The sequence below is a fragment of the uncultured Candidatus Pelagibacter sp. genome, from assembly GCF_943788075.1.
GTDB lineage: Bacteria > Pseudomonadota > Alphaproteobacteria > Pelagibacterales > Pelagibacteraceae > Pelagibacter.
Window position 1 is genome coordinate 74,946 of sequence record NZ_CALSOW010000005.1, and the last position, 25,095, is coordinate 100,040.

The following is a 25,095-nucleotide window of genomic DNA, read 5'->3' on the forward strand; positions in this document are numbered from 1 at the left end:
CTTTAAAATTTATAACTTACTGTTGCTTAGCAAAAGCAGTTCCGATTGATGCATCAGATGTTTCCATTTGTGCAATAAAAGGTACTACGATTTTTGCGTGAGCAGTCATGTGGTCATATACTTTTTTGAAAAATGCATTTTCTGCAGCATTTTTCTTAATAGTAGCTTGTGCAGCATTCATGTACTCTGTGAAATAATCAGCAGGAGTATCATGAAGTATAACACCATGATTTTCAGTTAAATCGATAAGCGCTTTACCGTTTTCAACAGCTCTGTTTGTAATATTTCTAGTGATCATCGCTTCAGATGCAACTTCCATTGCATATTTTTGATGGTCAGTTAGAGACTTATAAACATCACCGTTAATGTAAATGTCACCATTTACAACGTTTTGGTGTAAACCTTGTAGGTAATAGTTTTTCAATACTTTTTGAAAACCAAATACAGAGTCAGGCTTTGGACAACACCACTCAGCAGCATCGATAGTTCCTTTTTCAAGAGCTGGTAAAATATCTCCACCACCCATTGAAACAGAAGCTACACCAATATCTTTGTAAGTTTGGCCAGGAATTCCCGGAGGAGTTCTGAATCTATATTTTCTAAAGTCAGCCATGCTATTAATTGGCTCTTTAAACCAACCTAAAGCTTCTGGACCAGAAGATGCCATTACAAAACCTTTAACGTTCATCCCCATTTCATCCCATAATTGGTCGTAAAGTTCCATACCACCATTATCAAAATACCATGCTAACCAAGATTTAGTACTTAAACCAATACCACCACCTGCAACTGGCGAACCAAATAACATTGCAGCTGGGTGATAGTTAGACCAGTAGTGAGTCCAAGCAGCACCACCATCAACAAGACCTTTGTCAACAGCTTCTAAAGTTTCTTTTAAACCAACAACTTCACCTTTTGATAAAAGTTCAAATTTTAACTCACCTCGAGTTAATTTTGTTACTCTGTCAGTCCACATCTTAACGATTTGACCATCGTAAGAAGTTTTTGGAAAAGTAAGTTGGATTTTTAATGTTTTAGCAGAAGCAGATCCAATTAGAGATACTGCAAATACTAAAGCTAAAATCATTGAAGTGATTTTTTTCATTATATTTCCCTCTCGTTAATTTATTAAGTCTTAATAAGAGATGAAATAAACCTTAAATTCACACAAATGTAAAACTTTTTATTCCTTTTTTTTTATTTTTTACAATTAGAGATATATTTATGTGTTATAGTATTGTTTTAATACTATTCTTGTTTAGATTTGTTTTAATCTTTACCTTTTGGATCAAACGGATAATCCCAAGCATCACCACCAATCATCTTAGAAATACCAGAATAATCTGTTTCACTATCACCATCTTCACAAAACTTAGAGAAGATATCTAGAGCAGCTTTACCAAGTGGTGTAGATGCATCTACAGATTTTGCAGCATCCCTTGCTAAATTCAAATCTTTTTTCATCATAGCAGCTGTAAAACCTGGCCGATATTTATTATTTGATGGAACTCCTTCTGTAAGATTTGGTAATGGTGTGTAATTAGTCATAGCCCAATTGTTTCCTGATGCTTCTTTAATGATAGAGTGAACTTTTTTTACATCCATTTTTAATCTTTGAGCTAACATTAAAGCTTCAGCAGAAGCTATCATCGAAATTCCTAAAGACATATTGTTACAAATTTTAACACCCACTCCACTTCCTTGTGCACCAGCATGTAAAATTTTTTGTCCCATTATATCGAACAGTGGTTTAGCTAAAGCCACTGCTTCATCAGTTCCACCTACTAAGAAATTTAATTTTCCAATTCTTGCTCCCATAACTCCACCAGTTACTGGAGCATCAATCATTTTTATTCCAATTTTTTTTGCTTCATTGCCCAGAGCTAATGATGTTTCAATATCAATTGTAGAACAATCAATTATCAAACAATCTTTTGGAATTTTTTTTAATATCCCATTGTCTCCTAAATAAAGTGAACGAACATGTTTTCCCTCTGGTAACATAGAAATCACTGTAGTTGCGCCTTGGAGTAATTCTTCCATAGAACCAATTACATTTAAGCCTGACTGTTTTGCTATTTCAATTACATCTGGAGAAACATCAAAAACTTTTACATTTTTTCCAGCTTTAACTAATTGATTAGCCATAGGATTTCCCATGTTACCTACTCCAATAAAAGCGATATGATTAGACATCTATATTTGATTTCCCTCTATTTATTAATACTGTTTTGCTTTGCGTAAAATGATTCATCATACTGTCAAAAGCATACTCTTTACCAAGTCCACTCATCTTTATTCCACCATAAGAAACATTTGCTCTAGGAGCAACACATTGATTAACCTGAACAAAACCTGCTTCTATTTCATCAACAAATTGTAAGGCTCTTGATAAATCCTTAGTCCATAAAACTGCTGATAAGCCAAATTGTGTGTCATTTGCACTTTTCATAACTTCATCAAAACTTTTAAAAGGTATAGCACAAGCAACAGGACCAAAAACTTCCTCTTGGCAAACTGGAGAGCTTACAGGTAGTCCTGAAAGTAATGTTGGTTCATAATAAAAACCATCTTTATACTCTCCGCCTTTTGATTGATTTCCTCCATGTAAAATCTTTGTTGATGAATTTTTTTTTGCAATATCCATATAATACAAAGTTCTTTTAAGTTGCTCTTCTGAGATAATTGCTCCAATATCTGATTTTTCATCAAGAGCATTCCCCATTTTAAGTTTACTTAATCTTTCCACTGCTCCCTCTAAAACTTTGTCATAAATTTTTTCATGAATATAAACTCTAGATCCTGCAGTACACGCTTGACCTTGTCTCGTGTATCTCATCCCATCAATCACTCCTGGAATTGCAATCTCAAGATCCGCATCACTCATTATAATATTTGGATTTTTTCCACCTAACTCTAAAGTAACAGGGCATAATTTAGGTGCGGCTTTAGAGGCTATAATTTTTCCAACTGAAAAAGATCCTGTAAATGTTACTTTTCTAACTTTTTCATGAGCAATTAAAGGCTCACCACACTCTTCACCATAACCAGATATTACATTTAAAACTCCTGGAGGTAATTCTTGTTGAAGAATTTCACAAACTAGTAATGCACAAAATGGAGCTTGTTCGGCAGTTTTTAAAACGACAGTATTACCTGCAACTATTGCGGGTGCAATTTTTGCTACAGTTAAAAATAATGGAGCGTTCCAAGGAATTATTGCACAAACAACACCAATAGGATCTTTAGTTGTATAGTGTATTGTGTTAGGAATATTAGGTGGGTAATTTTCTCCTTTTATTTCCCCAGCAAGACCAGCAAACATATGAGTCAATTCAATTGAAGCGGCTGTTTCAGGTTTTGCCTGAGTTCTAAGAGCATTACCTGTATCTAAAGCTAGTAAAGTTTCTATCTCACTTCTTCTTTCTTCAAGTTTTCTTGCTGCAGCAGTCATCATTTTTCCACGTTCACGTGCAGGAATTTTTTTCCATTTATGAAAAGCAGTTTCTGCTGAACTTACAGCAACATCAACATCATGTTTATCACACTGGGGAGCTTCACCAATTTGTTCTCCTGTACTTGGGTTAACTACTTTAATTTTATTTGAAGATTTTGCAGAAATTAATTTTCCATCAATTAAAATTTTATTTGTTAATCTTTTTGCATTTCCTAAAGCTAAATCTAAGTTTTTTTTAAAATCATCACTCATTTAATTTTCCAACTCACCTTTTCTGGTTTTGGCAGCTAACCAGCCACCATCAATTTTTATCTCTGATCCATTAATAAAATCAGCATCATCACTTGATAAAAATACTGCTGCACCAGATATATCAGAAGGCACTCCCCATCGTCCAACAATAGTTTCTTTACCCCATGCCTCACCATGTACTGGATCTTCTGCAAATTTTTGATTGAAAGGAGTTGAAATCAAACCTGGACAAATAGTATTAACGTTTATATTTTTTCCAGTTAAATCTACTGCTAAAGCTCTAGTTAAACCTAAAACACCAGTCTTAGCAGCTACATATGCAACTCTATCAGGCCTACCCATAAAACTTGCAATAGAACCAAAATTAACAATCTTGCCTTTGCCATTTTTAATCATGTGAGGAATTACAGCCTTACAACAAAGATATGGCCCAGTTAGATTTACAGAAAGCATTTCATCCCACTGCTTTTTTGTATGATCTAATATATTATTAATATGCCTTATACCTGCGTTGTTAATTAAAATATCTATTTTACTAAATTTTTTGACAGCTTCTTCAGCCATATTATTTGCACTAAATTCATCAGCAACATTAGTATCCACTACAATTGCATCTCCTCCATTTTCTATAATTTTTTTTTGTGTATTCTTTCCACTTTCAATATCCATTTCAGCAATAACAATTTTTGCCCCTTCTTTTGCTAATCCTAAACAAATTTCTGCACCAATACCTTTTCCTCCACCAGTAACTATGGCAACTTTATTTTCTAATTTCATTTATATATTTTCTTTCAGGGTTAAATAAAAATTTAATTTTTTGAGATATAATATTATTTCTCAATCTTATCCAAGCAATTAATCTCAATTAAAAAACTATTTGGTCAATTCTATAGACTAGTATATAAAAAATACCGAAATGAAATATTCTCCTGTAGCTAATGCCTTAAAATTAATTGGTGGTAAATGGAAAATAATGATCTTAGATAGTTTGCTATCTAAACATATGCGTTTTGGAGAATTGAAAAGATCCTTAAATGGAATAACATCTCAAATGCTATCTAAGCAATTAAAAGATATGGAGAGAGATAAACTTTTAATTAAAAAAGTTTCAAAAGTAGAAACTCTTAATACCGAATATTCTTTAACTGAATTTGGAAAATCTACCGTTCCAATTGTAAAATCATTAATCAAATGGGGAACTTTTAATAAAAAAAAAATAACCAAAGTTATAAACAATGATGTAGCACTGTCAGAATCTTCTTTTTTACAAGAAAGAGTAATAGATTTATTTCACGATGAAATTAGATTAAAAAATCTTCAAAGAAAAAAACAAATTTAAATTAATTATCTTTTTTATGGGAAACTAATTTTCTATCTTCCTTTAGCCATTGAAGAATTCCACCTTTAAGAACTGAAACATTTTTAAAACCAAGATCTTCAGCAAAAGCGTTGCCAAGTATTGCGGCTGTCTCTCCATCATGACTAATAAAGATAATTTCTATATTTTGAGATTCTTCAGCTGCAAGGGCTCTTACCTTATCCATTAAGTATACGTTGAATTTTCCATCTTTATTAAAAGCTGTTTCCTGAAAAGTTCCTTTTATAACACCATTTTCCCATTGGTTTTCTAATCTAATATCTAGAGCTACTGCATTATCTTTTATTCTTTTTATCAATTCATCTGAATTAATCATTTTATAATGAGGGTCTAACACATCAATAATTTCAAACTCAAATATTAAATCAGTGTTAGGGGGTATAACGTCTCCACCACCTTTTTCTCCATATGCTAATTCAGCTGGTATTTTAATTTTTCTTTTAGTTCCTTTTGTAGTTCCAATTATTCCTCGTTCAAAACCAGGAATTACTTCTTTCATTCCGATTTGAACAACTAACGGTCTATCTTTACCAATATTAGTATCAAAAACTTCTCCACTTTCAAAAGAACCTGTGTACTCAATTTGAACCCATGAATGATAAATTATTTTTTTCCCATCTCCAGGTTTGTCAGAAATGATTTCAATTTCAGCAGCCGTTAAATTAAAGCAAATAAATAAACTTATTATTAGGAAATATTTTTTCATAATTACTTTATTAAAAATTCTTTATATTGATTTTTTTCGACTTTATTACATATATTTCTATATCTAGGCAATCCACCCGGGTAAGGAATAAAGACTTTTGGCTTTCCTGGTATATTATCTCCCTTATACCAAGAGATTTTAGCTTTCATAAAAAGTGACGCATCTGCTAATCTTTTAATTTCATCACTCCATTTTTTTGCTGAATTGATAGTTGGTTCAATTGTTTTTTTATTATTTTTATTTAAAAAATTAAGACAATTTGTAATCCATTCTACATGCTGTTCTATTTGCACGGGTACATTCGTAAGAACTGAAGGACTACCCGGACCTTGTATTATAAATAAATTAGGAAAATTTGGAATCATTAGCCCAAGATAAGTCTTGGGTGATTTATTCCAAAAATTTTGTAATTTGGTTTTCTTTTTTCCAACTAAATTTAAAGACAAAAGTGGACCCGTTAAAGCATCATAACCTGTTGCAAAGATTATTTTATCAAAATCAAAATCGTTATTTTTAGTTTTTATTCCATTTTTTGTAATTTTAATAATTGGGTTAGATTTCAAATCGACTAATTCAATATTTTTTCTATTAAAAGTTTCATAATAATTTGTATTTAGTGTGGGACGCTTTGACGTAAAGGGATGATCAAAGTTTGTTAGAATTTTTGCAATCTTTTTATCTTTAACAATCTTTAATATTTTTTCTTTAATAAAGTTAGATGCTTTTTCGTTTGCTTTAAGATTTTTAGTGATGTCACCAAAACATGCTCTAAAAGCCAAACTACCTTTAAGCCAAGCTTTTTCAAAAATTTTATCTCTTTCTATTTTATTAAAATCAAAAACTGATCTATCAGGAAAACTGAATGTATGGCCACCAGGTGTTTTTTTTATTAGTTTTTTTATCTTTTCATAATTTTTTAGATAATCATTAATCATTTCTTTAGTTAATTTTTTATTTCTTGCAGGAATACTGTAATTTGGAGTTCTTTGAAAAATTACTAACTTTTTAACTGTCTTTGCAATTTCTGGGGCAACTTGTATTCCACTTGAGCCTGTTCCAATTTGTGCAACAATTTGATTTTTAAGATTTATTTTTTTCTTTGGCCATCTACCTGTATGATAATATTCACCTTTGAACGTCTTCAATCCTTTAATATTAGGTATATTTGTAGCTGAAAGAGAGCCAACCGCACAAATAAGATACTTAGTTAAAAATATTTTATTTTTATTTGTTTTTATTTGCCATAATTTTTTATTTTCTAAATATTTGGCTGAAATTATTTTATTGTTAAATAAAATATCTTTTCTAAGATTTAATTTTTTTTCTACAAATTTTAGATATTTAAGAATTGTATTTTGTTTTGGATATTTTTCTTTCCAAGTCCAATTTTTATAAATTTTTTCTGAAAAGGTATAGCCATAAGTATGACTTTCAGAGTCACATCGTGCACCTGGATATCTATTCCAATACCAAGTCCCTCCAATATCTGATCCTTCTTCGATAGCTAATGTTTTTAAATTTAATTCATCTCTACATTTGTGAAGCTGATAAAGACCAGAAATTCCAGCACCAATAATTATTGTCTCGAATTGTAGCAAATTTTATTTAGTATGATCTTGATAAATTTTATTTGAAGACTTATCAGTACCGCTTACTAAGTGTAATTGTCTTTGAAGAGAATAACCAATTTTGTCTTCAATGACTTTAGCAGCTTCATGATCATAAAAAGATGACGCTGGCATATATCTATAAGTAAGACCTGCTCTTCTTTTTCCAGAATTATTTGCTCTTGATCCATGAAACAAATACACATCGTGCATAGAAAACATTCCAGGTTTTAGAATAACAGATTTTGCTTGATCTCTAATTTCATCAATATTTTTAAGTGTCTGGTTTAAAGTAACGTCAGTTGAATCTAGAGTGTTATGTTCTGCCAATTTTCTATCTAAATGAGAACCAGGAATATATTGTAATGGACCATTTTCCTCTGTTACCTCATCAATAGATAACCAGACAGTAACGGACTCTAAAGGTTTAATTGGCCAATATTCTCCATCTTGGTGCCACGGAGTTTCTTTTCCATTTTTCTCTTTTTTACAAAACAATGAAGATCCCCAGAGAACTATATCCTCACCAATTAATTGTTTAACTTCACTAATTATTTCAGGATACATTGCGAATTTAAGAAAATCACTATCTCTTTCATATAACCCAGATACAAATTCAGTGTTTTCATCTTTGTGATCATCTAAATATTTATCAAGAGCATTATTTAAATCTTTTACTTTATCATCTGATAGGCAAGTAGAACTCTTAACTAAACCATTTTTTTTATAAATTGATAGTTGATCTTCTGAAAGCATTAAAAAAACTAACATATTAAAAAAAAAAATCTACTTAAGATTAGATATTTAATAAAAATTAATTTATAAGTTGTAGATTGAAATTAATCTAAACTCTGCAAGTATTAAAAACATACTAATAAAATAATATGGAAAACTTTGATTATATTATTCTTGGAGCAGGCTCTGCAGGATGTGTGCTAGCCAATAGATTGTCTGAAAATCCAAATCATAAAGTTTTATTAGTTGAAGCTGGTGGTAAAGATAATTATCCATGGATCCATATTCCAGTTGGCTACTTTAAAACTATGCATAACCCTGATGTAGATTGGTGCTATAAAACTGAGCCTGACGAAAGTATGAATAATATTTCTATTAGATACCCTAGAGGAAAAACATTAGGTGGAAGCTCTTCTATTAACGGACTTTTGTATGTAAGAGGACAGCATAGAGATTATGATGTTTGGAGACAGTTGGGAAATACTGGCTGGAGTTGGGATGATGTTTTACCTTATTTTATAAAAGCTGAAAATCAGGAAAGAGGTAAAAGTGAATTTCATGGAGTTGGCGGCCCCTTATCTGTATCTGATCAAAGAATTCAACTACCATTATTAAATGAATTTCAAAATGCTGCAGAAGAGTTTGGAATACCTAAAACAAAAGATTTTAACACAGGTGACAATCATGGTTGTGGATATTTCCAAGTCACAGAAAAAGATGGATTTAGATGTAGTACTTCGGTTGGGTATTTAAACCCTATTAAACATAGAAAAAATTTAAAAATAATCACTAAAGCTCATGTTAAAAAGATTAATTTTGAAAACAAAACTGCAAAAGAAGTTGAATATTGGCAGGATAATGAATTAAAAAAAGTTCAAGCAAATAAAGAAATTATTTTATCATCTGGAGCAATAGGTTCTCCTCAAATACTACAAGTGTCTGGAATTGGTAATTCAGATAAATTAAAAAACTTAGGTATTGATATGGTACACGAACTAAAAGGAGTTGGTGAAAACTTACAAGACCATCTAATGTTTAGACCAATTTACAAAATTCATGGAATAAAATCACTTAATAAGAAAATTAATAGTTTGTTTGGTAATTTAATGATTGGATTAGAATACATTTTTAAAAGAAGCGGGCCTATGACAATGGGTGCAAGTCAACTTTGCATGTTTGCAAAAAGTGACCCTACTCTAGAACTTCCTGATTTACAGTGGCACGTACAACCAATGAGTATGGATACTTTAGCTGCTACTAAAAACCATGATTTTCATGCATTTACTCCAACTGTATCAAATGTAAGGCCTTCAAGCAGAGGTCACGTTAGCATAGTAGATCAAGACTCAAGAACTTACGCAAAAATTAAACAAAACTATCTTTCTACTGATCACGATAGGATGGTTGCAGCAAAAGGATTGAAATTAACAAGAAAAATTATTTTAGAATCTGAAACTTTTAAAAAATATGCGCCAGAAGAATATAGACCTGGAATAAATATTAATGATGATGAGGAGTTAGTTAGAGAGGCGTCAAATTATGCTCAAACTATTTTTCACCCTGTTGGGACTTGTAAAATGGGCCAAGATGATATGGCTGTAGTTGATGAAAAATTAAGAGTTAAAGGAATAAATAATCTTAGAGTGATCGATGCATCGATAATGCCTAACATAACCTCTGGTAATACTAATGCACCAACAATAATGATTGCGGAAAAAGGTGCAGATATGATACTAGAGCACTAAATGTTTGCAGAATTATTTACACCAGAGCAATTAACAATTTTAGGTCAGATCATTTTTATTGATTTAGTTCTAGCTGGAGACAATGCAATTATTATTGGAATGGTTGCATCAAAGTTTCCTGTTGAACAAAGAAAAAAAGTAATTTTTTGGGGTATTGGTGGTGCTGTTATCTTAAGAATTATCTTAACAATGCTAACCGCTTATTTGTTACAGATAACAGGCCTAAGGTTAGTTGGTGGATTATTGCTTCTTTATATAGTTTACAAACTATATACGGACGTAATCAAGGGTCAGTCAGATGAAGAGGATGTAAAAGTAGATAATTCAAGTTTCATGAAAGCTATATGGACAGTTTTATTGGCAGATTTTACAATGAGTTTAGATAACGTGCTTGGTGTAGCAGGAGCTGCAGGAGATCATTACATGTTATTAATTTTTGGCTTGGCGTTATCAATTGTTTTGATGGCTACAGCAGCTAATTTAATCTCAGGTTGGATTAAAAAATACAAGTGGATAGCATGGGCAGGATTACTAGCAATATTAGTTGTTGCAGTAGAGTTGATTTACACAGATATTAAAATATTATTTCTATAATGTATTTACAAAAAATTAACTTAAAAAATAAATACGCTTTAGTTACTGGTGCAGGTAAAGGATTGGGTAAAGCTTGTTCAATTGCATTAGCTGAAGCTGGAGCAACAGTCATTGCCCTAAGTAGAACTCCATCTGATCTTGATAAATTAGAAAAGCAAATCAAAAAAATTAAAGGAAAAATTGTTAAAGTTCCTTGTGATGTAATGGACTATGAAGATTTAAAAAAGAAGATAGATAAAATTAAAATTATAGATGTCTTGGTAAATAATGCAGGCACAAATATTCCAGAACCTTTTGAGAAAGTTAAACAAAAAAGTATGAACTACTTGGTTGATCTTAATCTTAAGGCTGCTTTTAACGTAGCTCAACTTGTTGTTAAAAAGATGTTAAAAAATAAAAAAAGACCAGGCTCAATAATAAATATGTCTTCTCAATTAGGTCATGTTGGTATGAGTGGTAGAAACGTCTATAATATGACTAAATTTGGTATTGAGGGTTTAACTAAAGGAATGGGTGTTGAATTGGCAAAAAATGACATACGAGTTAACACTGTTGCTCCAACATTTGTTGCAACACCAATGGTCTTAAACTTCTTTAAAAATAAAAAATTTAAGAAATTAGCTTTAGGCAATATTCCTATGGGAAAATTAGCAACAGAAAGTGATATAGCAACTACTGTTTGCTTCTTGGCTTCTTCAGCTTCTTCAATGATCACAGGTACATCAATAGTAATAGATGGCGGATGGACAGCACAATAATTTATAGATTTTTCTTAGTATTATTCATTTTTACAACATCACAAGTAAACGCAATTGAGTTTCAAGGAAATTTTACCCAAGGTCATTTCATATTAGGTAAAACAAATCCTAAAGCACAAATTAAAGTTGGTAAAAAAGAAGTAAAAGTATCTAGAGATGGTTTTTTTGTTTTTGGAATTGATAGAGATAGAAAATTTGATCTAACTTTTACCAAAACTTTAAATGGGAAAAAATCAATAATTACTAAAAAAGTTTTAAAGAGAGAATACAACATACAAAGAATTGATGGACTTGCGGAGAGCAAAGTTACTCCACCAGAGTCAGTTTATAAAAGAATTAAAAAAGAAAATAATGCAATTGGTGAAGCAAGAGCTATCAACTCTGATCTAATTTATTTTAAAGAAAAATTTATTATGCCAGTAGAAGGTATTATAAGTGGTGTCTATGGCAGTCAAAGAATTTTGAACGGTAAACCAAGATGGCCTCACTACGGCATAGATATAGCTGCAAAACAGGGAACAATGATCAAATCGTCTGGCACTGGTGTTGTTACAATGGCTGAAGATGATTTATATTATACTGGTGGAACAGTAATTATGGATCATGGTCATGGTATTTCAACAATATATTCTCACCTTGAAAATGTTTTAGTTTCAGTTGGAGATAGAATAAATCAAGGAGATATAATAGGCACTGTTGGATCAACTGGAAGATCAACTGGGCCCCATCTTGATTTTAGAATTAATTGGTTTCAAACAAGACTTGATCCTATGTCTGTATTAAAATAAAAAAGTCTAATGAAAAAAACTTTAAAAGATAAGCTTTCAGATAAATTAGTTAACGCTTTTTTAAAAAATAAAATTATTTCAGCGATACCTAAAAAATTTACAAAAAAACTTACTGAAGCAGACAAATTTAGAAAACTGTGTGAAAGTAAAATTAAAGAACCAGTAATTGGATATAAAGCTGGTGGAACAGGTATTCCTCTTATTAAAAAAATTAAAAGAAAAAGAACCATTTTACGCATCAGTTTATGAAAGAAATTTTTTAAAAAGTGGTAAACGTGTTAAAATAAATAAATCAACTTTAGGGATTGAGCTTGAAGTTTGTTATTTAATTAAAAAGTCTTTTTTTTCTTCAAAAGGATCAATTACAAGCAAAAATGTTACTAAATTTATATCACATATGGCTCCATGTATTGAGGTAGTTGGTTATAGACAAAAAAGAAAAGGAATAACCTCTTTTGGAGATCTAAGTAGTGATTTCGGTGGAAATGTTAAGTTTTTAATTGGTCAAAAGAAAAAATATAAGAGAATTAATATTGGTAATTTAAAAGCAAATATTTCAAACAAAAAAGTTAAGCAAAGTGTTAGTGGCAATACCAACGCAGTATACATCAACCCACTTAACTCTTTAAGATTTGTTCTAAATAAAGTTAAAAAAGATAAAGTTGATTTGGGAAGAGATTTTTATGTATTCACTGGTTCTACTGTAGGTGTAGTTCCTATTCTTGGAAAAGGTTTATACACAGGTAAAATTGATAAATTAGGATCAGTAAAAGCAATTATTTCTTAATGGCGCTTCATTTTAGTAAAGAAGAATTTTCTAAAAGAAAACAAGATGTTTTAAAATCTATGAAAGAGCAAAATTTAGATGCTCTTTTAATGTTTAGACAAGAGTCGATGTATTGGCTTACTGGTTACGATACATTTGGATATGTTTTTTTTCAAACTTTAGTTTTAGATCAAAAAGGAAATATAGTTTTATTAACTCGTGCACCTGACTTAAGACAAGCTCAAAATACATCAAATATTCAAGATATAAGAATTTGGGTGGATAAAGATGGAATAAATCCAACTGATGATCTTAAAATAATTTTAGATGAACTTGATCTAAAAAATAAAAATATTGGTATTGAATATGAAGCTTACGGTATGACAGGACGTAACGCTTTAAGATTAAATAAATCCTTAGAAAATTATTGTAAAGTTGAAGATCAATCTGAACTAATAACAAAACTAAGAGTTATAAAATCTAATGAAGAATTAGTATATGTAAAACAAGCTGCTGAGCTGGCAGATAGAGCTTTAGATGAAGCTTGGAAATATGCAAAAGCTGGAGCTAATGAAGCAAAAATTTTAGCTGAAATGCAAAGAGCAGTTCTTGAAGGTGGTGGAGATTATCCTGCTAATGAATATATCATAGGTTCTGGTGATAATGCTTTACTTTGTAGATACCAAGCTGAAAAAAGAAACTTATCAAACACAGATCAATTAAGTCTAGAATGGGCTGGTACTTTTAAACATTATCACTCTGCAATGTTTAGAACTATTCCTATAGGAAAAGCTGACCCCAAACATATAAAAATGCATGAAGCTTGTGTTGAAGCTTTAACCAACTGTGTAAACACTTTGGTTCCAGGAAAAACTGCAGGAGATGTTTTTGATGCTCATGCAAAAACATTTGATGATTTAGGATTTAATAAAGCAAGAATGAATGCTTGTGGATATTCTTTAGGATCAACTTTTTCACCTAACTGGATGGACTGGCCAATGTTATACACTGGTAATCCTTATGTAATAACTCCTGGTAATGTCTTCTTCATGCACATGATATTGATGGATTCAGATAGTAATTTAGCTATGAATTTAGGTGAAACCTATTTAGTCACCGAAAATGGTAATGAAAGATTAGGTAAGCAAAAATTAGATTTGGTTGTTCTTTAAATTTCTGATCTAGCTCTTAAACGCTCATAAATTAAACGTGATTTAACGCCTAAATTTAAAAAAGGTTGAGGTGGTAACCAAGTAGGTTTGTTTCTAGCTTCTATAGTTTCTATTTCTTTTGAATTTTCTTCACTAGCTTTGATAGCAATTTGTTCACCAAATAAGGTACCTACTCCAATACCTGAGCCATTATAACAACCAGCAGCAAAAACGTTATTATCAATTTTTTCAAATATTTGAGAGCTATTTCTTGTTCTGGATACAACACCAGACCATGATGATTGAATAATGTCATCCGGTAATTGTGGAAACCTTTTTTTAATCCCAATTCTTTGATTAATAGATCTTTTTTGTAAATTCGACTCAGACATCTTAAAAGGATTATGAACCTCAGCTGTATTTCGTATCAAAATTCTTTTATCTTTAGTCATTCTAATAGTAGCACCCATTGGTCTTACAGGTAACACACCCCATTCTTTTGGTTGACCAATAGATTTAAACTCATCATTAGATAATGGTCTTGTCATACTTGCAGTTAAAGTTATTGGAAAATTATAGCTTGATTTAATACCTAGAGATTTTAAAAAGCCATTTGCAGCAAAAATAATTTTCTTTGCTTTAATTTTTCCATTTTTAAATTCACAAGAGATTATATCTTTAGTTTTATTCCAATTTAATAAAGATGAATTTTCATATAAATAAACATTCTTTGGTAACACGTCAATCATTGCTCTAACCAATTTTCCTGGATGCAACAACACTCCACCTTTAGTATGAAGTGCTAAATTATAAAAATTTGTACCCAATGTTTTGGATAATTCATTATGAGATAATAAATTATGTTTAAAATTTAATTTTGAAAGAGTATTTGAAAAGTTTATTAAAATCTTTTCATCTTCTATTTTTGAAGATGCAAAATATTTTCCACATTCATTCCAGTCACAATCAACTTGGTGTTCATTTATAAATTTTTTGACAGAGTTTATTCCTAAATCATAAATGTCAGTTTTTTTTTTATAATTATCTAGCTCTTTATTAGAAGTGAAACCGTCATTAAGAGTAGTATCAACTAAATAACCTGAATTTCTGCTACTAGCGCCCTCACCAGCTAGTTGTGAATCTACTAATATGATTTTTTGATTTGGATATAATTGACCTAATTTTCTTGCTGCAGATAGCCCAGTATACCCCGCACCAATAATCAGCCACTCACAATCTTCATTTGAATGAAGAGTTTTGATATTTGTTCGAGGAGTTAAATCTTTTATCCAACTACAACCATTATCGTTAGTCACTTCCATGAAGTGACTTTACGATAATTGGTATAAATTTTAAAGATCTTAAGAGTTTAAAGAAGGTTGTTTGATCATATCAGCTTTGTTGATACCAGCAACTTTAACTGGTTTCTTCATAGCATCTCTTCTAAAAGGCTCACCAAGTTCTTGGTTAAGAATTACTTCTATAAACGTTGTAATTCCTTTCTTTTGATCTTCACAAGATTGCTTGATTGCATTAGTGGTTTCTTCCATTGTTCTAACAGTTACACCTTTTAATCCACAAGCATCTGCAACTTTTGCATAACTTAATTCTGGATCTAATTCTGTTCCAACAAAGTTATCATCGAACCAAAGAGTAGTATTTCTTTTCTCAGCTCCCCATTGGTAATTTCTAAAAATAACCATTGCAATTGCAGGCCACTCTTCTCTAGCACATGAACTCATCTCATTCATGCTAATTCCAAATGCTCCATCACCAGCAAAACCAATTACTGGAGTATCTGGACAACCAATTTTTGCACCTAAAATTGAAGGAAAGCCATATCCACAAGGACCAAATAATCCTGGTGCTAAATATTTTCTTCCTTTTTCAAAAGTTGGGTAAGCATTTCCAATTGCACAATTGTTTCCAATATCACTTGAGATAATTACATCATCAGGCATACCTGCTTGGATTGCTCTCCAAGCTTGTCTAGGAGACATTCTATCTGCATCTCTTTTTCTAGCTTCTTCATTCCAAACTGTACCTTTGTCGTCATCTTCATGATCAAGACTTGATAATTTTTGTAACCAAGCTGATTTAGTTTGATGAATAATATCTTTTCTTGCTTGTCTGTCCGTGTCACCAGCAGTTGGTGAAAGTTGAGCCAAAATTTGCTGTGAAACTAATTTAGCATCACCACAAATTCCAACTGAAACTTTTTTAGTTAAACCAATTCTATCTGAATTCATATCAACCTGAATAATACTTGCATCTTTTGGCCAATAATCCATTCCATAACCTGGTAAAGTTGAAAAAGGATTCAGTCTTGTGCCTAATGCTAAAACAACATCTGCTTTTTGGATTAATTCCATCCCAGCTTTTGAACCATTGTATCCTAATGGGCCAGCTGCCAAAGGATGACTTCCTGGAAAACTATCATTGTGTTGATAACCTGAACAAACTGGTGCATCCAATTTTTCAGCAAGTTTTTTACAATCCTCAATGGCGCCACCAATTACAACACCAGCTCCTGAAAGAATTACTGGAAATTTTGCGTTAGATAATAAGTCAGCTGCTTTTTTAATTGCATCAACACCACCTGCTTGTCTTTCTAATCTTACAATCGGAGGAAGATCAATATCAATAACTTGTGTCCAATAATCTCTAGGCACGTTTATTTGTGCTGGAGCTGATCCTCTAATTGCTTTTTCAATTACTCTATTTAACACTTCTGCCATTCTTGAAGGATCTCTAACTTCTTCTTGATAACAAACCATATCTTTAAATAAATTCATCTGCTCAACTTCTTGAAAACCACCTTGGCCCATAGTTTTATTTGCAGCTTGAGGTGTAACTAGTAACAATGGAGTATGATTCCAATACGCAGTTTTAATAGGTGTAACTAATCCAGTAATTCCAGGTCCATTTTGTGCAATCACCATTGACATTTTACCAGTGGCTCTTGTGTAGCCATCTGCAATTAATCCACCATTAGTTTCGTGAGCAACGTCCCAAAAAGTTATTCCTGCATCTGGGAAAATATCTGAAATTGGCATAAAAGCTGAACCAATAATTCCGAATGCGTGTTCAATACCATGCATTTGCAATACTTTTACAAAAGCTTCCTCTGTTGTCATCTTAGTCATAAAACCATACCTCTCTAATGTATAAATTAAAATTTTTTAAAATTCGTTTGTTAATCTATGCGATTAATATATAAGATTTTAAAAATTTCAAACAAACAAATCGACACTATAAATATGGCTACAGACATTATAATTCATGATAAAAAAGACAACGTTGGAGTAGTTGTTATTGAAAAAATAACTCCAAAACAAGACTGTGCTTGCTGGATAATGGAAGATGACAGTTCAACTAATATTCAATCTATGGATGAGATCCCTTTGGGGCATAAAATTGCAATGACCGATCTAAATGAGGGTGACACAATTCTTAAATATGGTCACGATATTGGTAAAGTAGTTAAATCAATTAAAAAAGGTGAACACGTTCATGTTCACAATGTAAAAACAAAGAAGTGGTAATAGTATGGAAATTCCAAAAAGTTTTTTAGGTTATAAAAGAGAAAATGGCAGAGCTGGTACAAGAAATCATGTAATTATTCTTCCAGTAGATGACATTTCGAATGCATGTGCTGAGGCTGTTGCAAATAATATTAAAGGAACAATCGCTCTACCCCATTCATATGGAAGACTGCAATTTGGAGCAGATTTAGATCTTCATTTTAGAACTATGATTGGAACTGGCTGTAACCCAAATGTTGCAGCAGTAATCGTTATTGGTATTGAGCCAAAATGGACTAAAAAAATAGTTGATGGTATTGCTAAAACTGGAAAACCAGTTGAAGGATTTCATATTGAGAGAACTGGTGACATTGGAACTACAATGAAAGCTTCTAAAAAAGCTCAAGAATTTGTAATGTGGGCTTCTGAAAAACAAAGAGAAGAGTGTCCAATGAGTGATCTTTGGATTTCAGTAAAATGTGGAGAGTCTGATACAACATCTGGATTAGCTGCTAACCCAACAGTTGGTAATCTAATGGATAAATTAGAACCAATGGGTGTTCATTTATGTTTTGGAGAAACTTCTGAATTAACAGGTGCTGAACAAGTTTGTGCGACCAGAGGTGCAACACCAGAAGCTTCTGATAAATTTATGAAAACTTGGAATTCTTACAATGATTTTATTTTAAAAGAAGCAACAGATGATCTTTCAGAAAGTCAGCCAACAGCTGGGAATATTGCAGGTGGATTGACTACTATTGAAGAAAAAGCTTTTGGAAATTTCCAAAAAATTGGAAATTGTAAATTTATTGATGTTTTAGAGCCCGCAGAAGAACCAACTAAAGGTAAAGGTTTATACTTTATGGATACATCTTCAGCAGCAGCAGAATGTGTAACACTTCAAGCTGCAGCAGGTTTTAACATTCATTTATTCCCAACAGGTCAAGGTAATATTGTTGGTAATCCAATTGAGCCAGTTGTTAAATTAACTGCAAATCCATTAACTGTTAAAGGTATGGGCGAACATATTGATTGCGATGTTTCAAAAATCTTAACTCGTGAAATGAATATGTCTCAAGCAGGAGATGAATTAATAAAAACTACTCTTAGAGTAGCAAACGGAAGATTAACTTGTGCTGAAGCTTTAGGTCATAAAGAATTTGTGATGACTAAACTTTACAGAAGTGCTTAATCAAATCTAGCTTCTTATGAATTATAAACAATACCTGGTAGTAATACCTGGTATTGTTTTAGCATTTGTACTTTATACTCTCTCTCAAGGTTTCAATAACATTATTGGTATCGAACTTTTGGGTTATGATAAAAGCCCAATATCTACAGCAATGATTGCTATTTTATTTGGAATGTTATTTGGAAATATATTTCAAATGAGAGAAAATTTTATCAAAGGATTGGATTTTACTCAAAAATATATTTTAAAACTTGGAATTATTTGTCTTGGGATTCAATTAAAACCTTTTGAATTTTTAGAGTTTGGGGCAATAGCTATACCTCTTATTATAATATGCATTATTAGTGTACTGATTGTAATTAAACTTTTAGTAAAAAAACTTAAAATTCCTACAAGAATGGCTTATTTAATTTCAATTGGTAGCACTGTATGTGGAACAACAGCCATTATGGCAACAGCACCAGTCATTGGTGCAAAAAAAAATGAAGTATCTTATGCCATAGCTAACATTACATTGTTTGGAATATTATCAATGCTTATTTATCCATATTTTGCTAATTTTTATTTTGATGCTGACCCTACTTTTGTTGGTTTATTTTTAGGAACCTCAATTCACGAAACCTCTCAGGTTGCTGCAGCAGGTCTTATTTATGACCAACAGTTCAATAGTCCTGAAACATTAAATATAGCAACTGTTACTAAATTAATTAGAAACACATTTCTTGTTATAATGATCCCTCTTTTTGCATATCTTTATAATAGAGGACAAACAAAGGCGCAAAACTATTCAATAATAGCTATTTTTCCTTATTTTGTTTTAGGATTTGTTGGAATGATTATCTTGAGAAATGCAGGAGATCAAGTTTTCTTGAGCTCATATAATGAAACATGGGTTAGCATAGTTCAATACATTAAAGCCTCATCTAAAGTATTTCTTACAATGGCAATGGCAGCTATTGGTTTGTCGACAAACCTTAGAGACTTAAAAAATATGGGCTACAAACCCTTTGTTGTTGGATTTGTTGGAATGGCGACAGTTGGTGTTGTAAGTATTATATCAATTGAAATTTATATCAATTTTCTTAGCTAAGATTTCATTAACATTTTTTTCTTAAAATTTGAAAAAAACCTTCTAATAAAAGCTGCACCTACACCTAAAAGAATAGCAAACATAATTGAAAATAACCCATAAAAGAATGGCATATCATTTGAAAATTCTTTAATAAATTTTGAAAAAAAGTTTAAATCTGAACTAGATACACTTGATATTTCTGCAATAGATTGTTCAGCAAAAAAAGTTTCATAGGCAATTGCTATACCAACTACTAATAGCAAGATAGCTAATAATGCTCTTAATCCTGAACTGTCAATTTTTTCACCAAGCTTCTGTCCAATTTGAACACCAATAATAGATCCAACAACTAACATTGCTACTAACAATAGATCTATTGAACCATAATTAAATGAATGCAAAAAAGTAACAATTACACTTACAAAAATAGTTACAAATAAAGAAGTTCCAGGAACTAATTTTGTCGGCATCTTAATGATATAAATCATTGCAGGTACTAAAATAAAAGCACCACCAATACCCATTATTGCAGCTATAAAACCAACCAACAAACCTATTATAATTGGAGTAAAAATACTTTCGTATAATTTTGACTTTGGAAATCTCATCCTTAATGGAAGGCCATGAATCCAATAATGAACATGCAATTTTTTTTTAATTACAATATTTCTTTTAGCTCTGTCTATTTCTCTCAGACTTTCAACAAGCATTAATGTTCCTATTATTGCAAGTATGTACATATAAGCTAACGAAATTACTGTATCAATTTTTCCTAAATCTTTAAAATATGTGAAAGTTAAAATTCCTAATGATGTTCCTATGGCTCCACCAATAACAATCATAAATCCCATTTTATAATCTAATGTATTTTTTAAATAATGAGTTGTTGAGCCTGAAACAGATGTTGCTAAAATATTGTTAGCTTCATTTGCAACTGCATATGCTGGTGGTACCCCTAAAAAAATTAAGAAAGGTGTCATTAAAAAACCTCCACCAACTCCAAACAAACCTGAAAGAACTCCAACTATTGCACTTAACAAAAGTATTTCGATTGGGTTAACAAAAACTTGAGCTATAGGTAAAAATACTTCCATAAAAAAATTAACAGTTGTTAAGAAACAACTTAGTTAAATGTGATAAAAGTTCCAACTAAAATAACACCCCAATAAGCAGCAAGGCTCATAAATATACCTGTTTTTATTAAAACAGTTTTTAACTCAATAATTTTATTTATGATTTTTATGTTTGAAAGTCGCATTAACTGCGTCAATACACCCGTATAAATATTTGTCAAACATTATTCTTAAATTTAAATTATTTTTTTGATTAGTAGATGGTTGCTCCAAAGACTTTCACTACTCCATCTTCTTCACCTAAAACAAGTCTACCAAGAAATTCTCCCGAGATTTCTTTATTGGTCTGTTTAATTAAAACAGTGACATGAACACCTCTTCTAAGGCAGCCAAATGGCTCAAATGTTTCTTTTAAATTAGTGATTATTTTATTGTTAGCCCATTGCTTGCCAAGCTCTACTTCGTTAGCTCCAAACAACATTTGAGTGGAGAAATCTTTGGTAAAACCACCGTAATCTTTTAAATTAGATGATTTAACTAAATTATCCCAGATAGGCTTAGCTATTTCATAAACCTCATCGTCTGTCTTTGACAATATATCCATGTTGTTTGATCTAAAGTCTTATTAAGAAGCTTTTTTCTTCTCGTTCTCATCCACGATATGGTAGACAGGAACTTTCTCCAAACTAAATTTGCCAGTTTTAGGATCTCTTCTAGATACTGTTAAACAATGCCAATTGTCATCATCAAGTTTCATATGATCACCTCTGTAATAGTATCCTGGCCATCTAGTTTCTTCTCTAAACATAGTGTGCTCAGTTACACACTGAGAAGTTAAAGCTCTGTGTTTTAGCTCCCAAGCTCTCATTAGCTGGTGATAATCTTCAGCACCAACATTTTCAAGATCTTCCTCTAACCATGCTAAAAGTTCTAAACCTCTCTTAAGCATATTAGCATTAGTCATATAATTAGTAGCTATTCCACCTACATATTCGTCCATTATTCTTTGTAGACGTTGTAGCCCTTGAATTGGTGAAATATAACTTGGAGAAACCGTTCCCCCAGTAATTTCATTTTGAGCGACTGTATATGTTTCAAGTGGTTTATAAACTTTAGCTTTAAAATCTTCGCATTGTTTATCAGTTACTTTTAAACCTTCAGCTTTTTTATCTTCAATGTATTTAACTGCAGCTTTTGCAGCTAGTCTACCTTCGGTAAATGAACCTGATGAAAATTTGTGAGCACTTCCACCAACAGTATCACCTGCTCCAAATAATCCATCAATTGTAAGCATTCTGTTATATCCCCAGAAATATTCTGGTGGAGATAAATCTTCAGGACCACTTACCCAAGCTCCTGAACATGTAGCATGAGAACCCATTACATATGGCTCGGATGTGGTTAATTCTGGATTTGTATATTTTGGATCAATATTTTGAGATGCCCAAACAACTGCTTGACCAACTGTCATACCTAAGAAATTTTCCCAACCAACAGTTTCTAAATGAGGGTCTTGGAAAGCTTCAGTAGTAACCATATGAATTGGTCCACCACCAGCCATCGTCTCTTGAATAAATGCATGATTTCTTAAACAAGTTGGAGTTGGATGATGATCAATATATTCACCAACAAGCTCTTTGGTTTGGTCGTACCATTTTTTCTCATAGTTTTCACCATTAGCATTTTGAGTGTAAGTTTTTAAGTGTAAGAAATAAGCTCCAACAGGTCCATATCCATCTTTAAATCTGCATAACACAATTCTATTTTCCATTTGTGTCATTTTAGCTCCAGCAGCAATCGGTAATGCATAAGCTGAACCATTACTCCAAGGGGCATACCAAGTTCTTCCCATTCCTTCACCAACAGCTCTTGGTTTGAAAATGTGAGAAGCACCACCAGCTGCAACTATAACAGCTTTTGCTCTAAATACATGGAAGTCACCAGTTCTCATATTAAATCCAACAGCACCACCTACTCTGTTTTCTTGAGATTCATCCATAAGTAGATGAGTGATCATAATTCTATTGTAAATTTTATCAGCTGATTTTTTTGCAGCCTCTGCAACGATAGGTTTGTAGCTCTCTCCATGAATCATAATCTGCCATTTACCTTCTCTTAAGTATCTGCCAGTTTCTTCATTTTTCATCATTGGAAGGCCCCACTCATCAAACATGTGAACTGTTGAGTCAACGTGACGAGCCATATCGTAACCTAAATCTTCTCTAACCATTCCCATTAAGTCATTTCTTGCATATCTTACGTGGTCTTCAGGTTGGTTTTCACCCCACTGCATTCCCATGTAACAGTTAATAGCGTAAAGACCTTGAGCAACTGCACCACTTCTATCGATATTTGCTTTTTCAACACAAATAATCTTCATGTCTCTACCCCAGTGTCTAGCTTCAAAAGTAGCACCAGTTCCAGCCATACCACCACCAACAACTAGTACATCGCAATCTTCGTAATGTGTTTTATGCTTTGCCATTAGTAGTAAACTCCTTTTTTAAATGAGTCTTTTGGAACAACTGGCAACTCACCATCAATATTAAGTCCTTCAGGCTCAGTATACAATCTTTGAGAATTAATTTCACCTTGATTAGGTTTGTCTCCATCAGCAAGTTTTGGAATAAATTTTCCCCATGGTTTTGTAGTAATTGGAGATACAAAATCTTTAGTAGTTCCATTTCTAAATTTAATCTTCCAAGAAATGGTTCCTTTTTCCTCTTCTCTTCTTACTCTAACACTATGACCCATTGGAGCAAAATCAGCATAACCTCTAACGTCAATAGCGTGATTAGGACAAGCTTTTACACAAGAATAACATTCCCAACAAAAATTTGGTTCAATGTTTTTTGCACGTCTAATATTTTCATCAATGTGCATTATATCTGATGGGCAAATATCTACGCAATGACCACAGCCATCACATCTAGTCATGTATACAAATGTTGACATATTATTTTCTCTCCTTATTTAAAATTTTCATAATTAATAATGTTTAGGTTGTTCTCTTTTAATTCCTAAACCAAACTGTTCAGGCGCATCTGCTGGTGGAGGTAAATTATCTCTAGACCCATCAGCTTCAGCTAGATTTTTTTGTATTGCAGCACCAGGCTTGTAAAACATATGAGCAAATTTTGACCAGTAAACTCCTCCAAATAAAACTAGATTCGAAACAACAAATAAGGCCAAAAATAAGAAAGAAAGTTCTGACTGACCATTAGATTGAGTATATGACCAAGCTAGTCCAAAAGTCGAGCATGCTAATAATGCTAATACAAATAAATCGGCTTTAATTATTCTATACCAAGGATGAGCTTCTGCCGAAACGTCAACTCTTAAGAAAAACCAAAACCAATATCCACCCACACATGTTAAAATGGCACCGACATGCCACAACATTGACCACGTAGATGATGATGATTTATCAGCACCTGTATAACAAAATACCAACACTGCTGAAGACACCCAAAAGATGATTGTGCCATACATTCCAAGTACATGGGATAATCTTCGTTTTCCAAATCCAAGTTCAGCTGTAGTTCCAATATCAACAACAGTTGTTTTTGCAATAATTGATACTTTTTCGCCCGCTCCTATTTCTCTAGTTGCTTGAAGCTTGGCTTTTTTTGCATTATTTAAAAAATACGTCAAATTTTTATGATGTATCATTTGAATGATTGTGCCTAGCGCAATTAATGCAATCATTGCTAAAATAAAAGATTGCATAGCGAATGGAGATACGGTCTCAGCTAAAATAGAAAATGGATTTGTTTGTAACATGTTACCCTTATGTAAAATTTTATAGTAAAATTAGAAAGTTTTTTAATCTACTTAATTCTATAGTTCAACCCTAACTATTGGTCAATGTGTCTTTAATAACAACCTATAATTTATATTTTACGTTTATAATGCTGTTTTTTTGGTATTACCGATCTAACACCACCTTGGGGGTTATCAACATCACCTTCTCTTCTTGGAATCAAATGAATATGACAATGCATGATTGATTGACCGGCTATTTTTCCAGCATTGGTTCCAATGTTAAATGCTTTTACATTTTTATCTTTTTTAAGAACCTCTTGTTTTACAATTTTAATCAAATCATTGCATGCGATAATCTCATCATCAGATAATTCAAAATAATCTGCCACATGTCTTTTAGGTATAATTAAACAATGTTGTTCTGAAACAGGATAAGTATCATAACTTGCATAAGCTAAATTATTCTCATGAGCTATACCGCTAGCTTTAGAATTACAAAATAAACATGGGTTATTAGGATCTCTCATTACAT

Annotated in this window: 27 protein-coding genes; 11 read left to right on the top strand and 16 right to left on the bottom strand. The window is 31.9% G+C overall.

Annotation, left to right across the window (positions count from 1 at the left end; genetic code table 11):
- Nucleotides 1–16: 16 nt before the first annotated feature.
- The 4 genes from Q0X98_RS06395 to Q0X98_RS06410 all read right to left on the bottom strand — a co-directional run bounded on the left by Q0X98_RS06395 (nucleotide 17) and on the right by Q0X98_RS06410 (nucleotide 4,486).
- Nucleotides 17–1,105: a TRAP transporter substrate-binding protein gene (locus Q0X98_RS06395; protein WP_028037108.1), complete on the bottom strand. Its 1,089-nt coding sequence runs from the start codon at nucleotides 1,103–1,105 to the stop codon at nucleotides 17–19.
- A 164-nt stretch (nucleotides 1,106–1,269) separates the two neighbouring features.
- Complete coding sequence (gene mmsB, locus Q0X98_RS06400; protein WP_297682196.1) at nucleotides 1,270–2,196, bottom strand: 3-hydroxyisobutyrate dehydrogenase; 927 nt, start codon at nucleotides 2,194–2,196, stop codon at nucleotides 1,270–1,272.
- On the bottom strand, nucleotides 2,189–3,709 hold the full coding sequence (locus Q0X98_RS06405; RefSeq protein WP_297682198.1) for an aldehyde dehydrogenase family protein: 1,521 nt from the start codon (nucleotides 3,707–3,709) through the stop codon (nucleotides 2,189–2,191). Before Q0X98_RS06405 ends, mmsB begins: the two co-directional genes overlap by 8 nt.
- The gene (locus tag Q0X98_RS06410; protein WP_297682200.1) at nucleotides 3,710–4,486 is read right to left on the bottom strand and encodes a glucose 1-dehydrogenase; all 777 of its coding nucleotides are present in this window, start codon (nucleotides 4,484–4,486) and stop codon (nucleotides 3,710–3,712) included.
- Nucleotides 4,487–4,625: 139 nt separating this feature from the next.
- Between Q0X98_RS06410 and Q0X98_RS06415 the strand changes: the two genes are divergently transcribed.
- Nucleotides 4,626–5,048 carry a helix-turn-helix domain-containing protein gene (locus Q0X98_RS06415; protein ID WP_297682201.1) on the top strand — a complete coding sequence of 141 codons (423 nt, stop codon included), beginning with the start codon at nucleotides 4,626–4,628 and terminating at the stop codon, nucleotides 5,046–5,048.
- A gap of 1 nt (nucleotide 5,049) precedes the next feature.
- Here Q0X98_RS06415 and Q0X98_RS06420 read toward each other — a convergent pair whose 3' ends face one another.
- The 3 genes from Q0X98_RS06420 to Q0X98_RS06430 are packed head-to-tail and all read right to left on the bottom strand — an operon-like array spanning nucleotide 5,050 to nucleotide 8,156.
- Nucleotides 5,050–5,793 (bottom strand): FKBP-type peptidyl-prolyl cis-trans isomerase, encoded by a 744-nt coding sequence (locus Q0X98_RS06420; protein ID WP_297682203.1) that lies wholly within the window; start codon nucleotides 5,791–5,793, stop codon nucleotides 5,050–5,052.
- A 2-nt stretch (nucleotides 5,794–5,795) separates the two neighbouring features.
- Nucleotides 5,796–7,391, bottom strand: a complete 1,596-nt coding sequence (locus tag Q0X98_RS06425) for an NAD(P)/FAD-dependent oxidoreductase (protein WP_297682205.1) — start codon at nucleotides 7,389–7,391, stop codon at nucleotides 5,796–5,798.
- Nucleotides 7,392–7,394: 3 nt separating this feature from the next.
- Entirely contained in the window at nucleotides 7,395–8,156 is a 762-nt protein-coding gene (locus Q0X98_RS06430) for a phytanoyl-CoA dioxygenase family protein (RefSeq protein ID WP_297682207.1), read from the bottom strand.
- A 128-nt stretch (nucleotides 8,157–8,284) separates the two neighbouring features.
- Here Q0X98_RS06430 and Q0X98_RS06435 point away from each other — a divergent pair, with 128 nt between their 5' ends.
- The 7 genes from Q0X98_RS06435 to Q0X98_RS06465 are packed head-to-tail and all read left to right on the top strand — an operon-like array spanning nucleotide 8,285 to nucleotide 13,958.
- The gene (locus Q0X98_RS06435; RefSeq protein WP_297682209.1) at nucleotides 8,285–9,880 is read left to right on the top strand and encodes a GMC family oxidoreductase N-terminal domain-containing protein; all 1,596 of its coding nucleotides are present in this window, start codon (nucleotides 8,285–8,287) and stop codon (nucleotides 9,878–9,880) included.
- A complete protein-coding gene (locus tag Q0X98_RS06440; RefSeq protein ID WP_297682211.1) occupies nucleotides 9,881–10,474 on the top strand; it encodes a TerC family protein in 594 nt (197 codons plus the stop codon).
- Complete coding sequence (locus Q0X98_RS06445) at nucleotides 10,474–11,232, top strand: SDR family oxidoreductase (RefSeq protein WP_297682213.1); 759 nt, start codon at nucleotides 10,474–10,476, stop codon at nucleotides 11,230–11,232. Before Q0X98_RS06440 ends, Q0X98_RS06445 begins: the two co-directional genes overlap by 1 nt.
- Nucleotides 11,217–12,020 carry a M23 family metallopeptidase gene (locus tag Q0X98_RS06450; protein WP_297682214.1) on the top strand — a complete coding sequence of 268 codons (804 nt, stop codon included), beginning with the start codon at nucleotides 11,217–11,219 and terminating at the stop codon, nucleotides 12,018–12,020. Before Q0X98_RS06445 ends, Q0X98_RS06450 begins: the two co-directional genes overlap by 16 nt.
- 9 nt (nucleotides 12,021–12,029) lie before the next feature.
- The gene (locus Q0X98_RS06455) at nucleotides 12,030–12,269 is read left to right on the top strand and encodes a hypothetical protein (protein WP_297682216.1); all 240 of its coding nucleotides are present in this window, start codon (nucleotides 12,030–12,032) and stop codon (nucleotides 12,267–12,269) included.
- Complete coding sequence (locus Q0X98_RS06460) at nucleotides 12,202–12,807, top strand: fumarylacetoacetate hydrolase (RefSeq protein WP_297682218.1); 606 nt, start codon at nucleotides 12,202–12,204, stop codon at nucleotides 12,805–12,807. The genes Q0X98_RS06455 and Q0X98_RS06460 overlap by 68 nt, the downstream gene beginning before the upstream one ends.
- Entirely contained in the window at nucleotides 12,807–13,958 is a 1,152-nt protein-coding gene (locus Q0X98_RS06465) for a Xaa-Pro peptidase family protein (RefSeq protein ID WP_297682220.1), read from the top strand. The genes Q0X98_RS06460 and Q0X98_RS06465 overlap by 1 nt, the downstream gene beginning before the upstream one ends.
- Here the strand turns inward: Q0X98_RS06465 and Q0X98_RS06470 are convergent.
- Together Q0X98_RS06470 and xsc are read right to left on the bottom strand one after the other, a co-directional pair.
- On the bottom strand, nucleotides 13,955–15,259 hold the full coding sequence (locus tag Q0X98_RS06470; RefSeq protein ID WP_297682221.1) for an FAD-binding oxidoreductase: 1,305 nt from the start codon (nucleotides 15,257–15,259) through the stop codon (nucleotides 13,955–13,957). The genes Q0X98_RS06465 and Q0X98_RS06470 overlap by 4 nt on opposite strands.
- Before the next feature lie 39 nt (nucleotides 15,260–15,298).
- On the bottom strand, nucleotides 15,299–17,083 hold the full coding sequence (gene xsc, locus Q0X98_RS06475; RefSeq protein ID WP_297682223.1) for a sulfoacetaldehyde acetyltransferase: 1,785 nt from the start codon (nucleotides 17,081–17,083) through the stop codon (nucleotides 15,299–15,301).
- Between the two features lie 57 nt (nucleotides 17,084–17,140).
- Between xsc and Q0X98_RS06480 the strand changes: the two genes are divergently transcribed.
- The 3 genes from Q0X98_RS06480 to Q0X98_RS06490 are packed head-to-tail and all read left to right on the top strand — an operon-like array spanning nucleotide 17,141 to nucleotide 19,743.
- Nucleotides 17,141–17,482 (top strand): UxaA family hydrolase, encoded by a 342-nt coding sequence (locus Q0X98_RS06480; RefSeq protein WP_297682225.1) that lies wholly within the window; start codon nucleotides 17,141–17,143, stop codon nucleotides 17,480–17,482.
- Nucleotides 17,483–17,486: 4 nt separating this feature from the next.
- Complete coding sequence (locus tag Q0X98_RS06485) at nucleotides 17,487–18,653, top strand: UxaA family hydrolase (protein ID WP_297682227.1); 1,167 nt, start codon at nucleotides 17,487–17,489, stop codon at nucleotides 18,651–18,653.
- 16 nt (nucleotides 18,654–18,669) lie between these two features.
- Nucleotides 18,670–19,743 carry a putative sulfate exporter family transporter gene (locus Q0X98_RS06490; protein WP_297682229.1) on the top strand — a complete coding sequence of 358 codons (1,074 nt, stop codon included), beginning with the start codon at nucleotides 18,670–18,672 and terminating at the stop codon, nucleotides 19,741–19,743.
- On the opposite strand, the gene Q0X98_RS06495 is transcribed toward Q0X98_RS06490, so the two are convergent.
- The 7 genes from Q0X98_RS06495 to Q0X98_RS06525 form a co-directional block, all read right to left on the bottom strand.
- Entirely contained in the window at nucleotides 19,740–20,819 is a 1,080-nt protein-coding gene (locus tag Q0X98_RS06495; protein WP_297682231.1) for a TSUP family transporter, read from the bottom strand. The genes Q0X98_RS06490 and Q0X98_RS06495 overlap by 4 nt on opposite strands.
- Before the next feature lie 29 nt (nucleotides 20,820–20,848).
- Entirely contained in the window at nucleotides 20,849–20,983 is a 135-nt protein-coding gene (locus Q0X98_RS06500) for a hypothetical protein (protein ID WP_297682233.1), read from the bottom strand.
- Between the two features lie 68 nt (nucleotides 20,984–21,051).
- Complete coding sequence (locus Q0X98_RS06505) at nucleotides 21,052–21,402, bottom strand: hypothetical protein (RefSeq protein WP_297682235.1); 351 nt, start codon at nucleotides 21,400–21,402, stop codon at nucleotides 21,052–21,054.
- 21 nt (nucleotides 21,403–21,423) lie between these two features.
- A complete protein-coding gene (aprA, locus tag Q0X98_RS06510) occupies nucleotides 21,424–23,283 on the bottom strand; it encodes an adenylyl-sulfate reductase subunit alpha (protein ID WP_297682237.1) in 1,860 nt (619 codons plus the stop codon).
- A complete protein-coding gene (gene aprB, locus Q0X98_RS06515; RefSeq protein ID WP_023648677.1) occupies nucleotides 23,283–23,753 on the bottom strand; it encodes an adenylyl-sulfate reductase subunit beta in 471 nt (156 codons plus the stop codon). Before aprB ends, aprA begins: the two co-directional genes overlap by 1 nt.
- A gap of 33 nt (nucleotides 23,754–23,786) precedes the next feature.
- Nucleotides 23,787–24,581, bottom strand: a complete 795-nt coding sequence (locus Q0X98_RS06520; protein ID WP_297682240.1) for an adenylyl-sulfate reductase — start codon at nucleotides 24,579–24,581, stop codon at nucleotides 23,787–23,789.
- Between the two features lie 110 nt (nucleotides 24,582–24,691).
- On the bottom strand, nucleotides 24,692–25,090 hold the full coding sequence (locus tag Q0X98_RS06525) for an HIT family protein (protein WP_028037134.1): 399 nt from the start codon (nucleotides 25,088–25,090) through the stop codon (nucleotides 24,692–24,694).
- Nucleotides 25,091–25,095 lie beyond the last annotated feature (5 nt).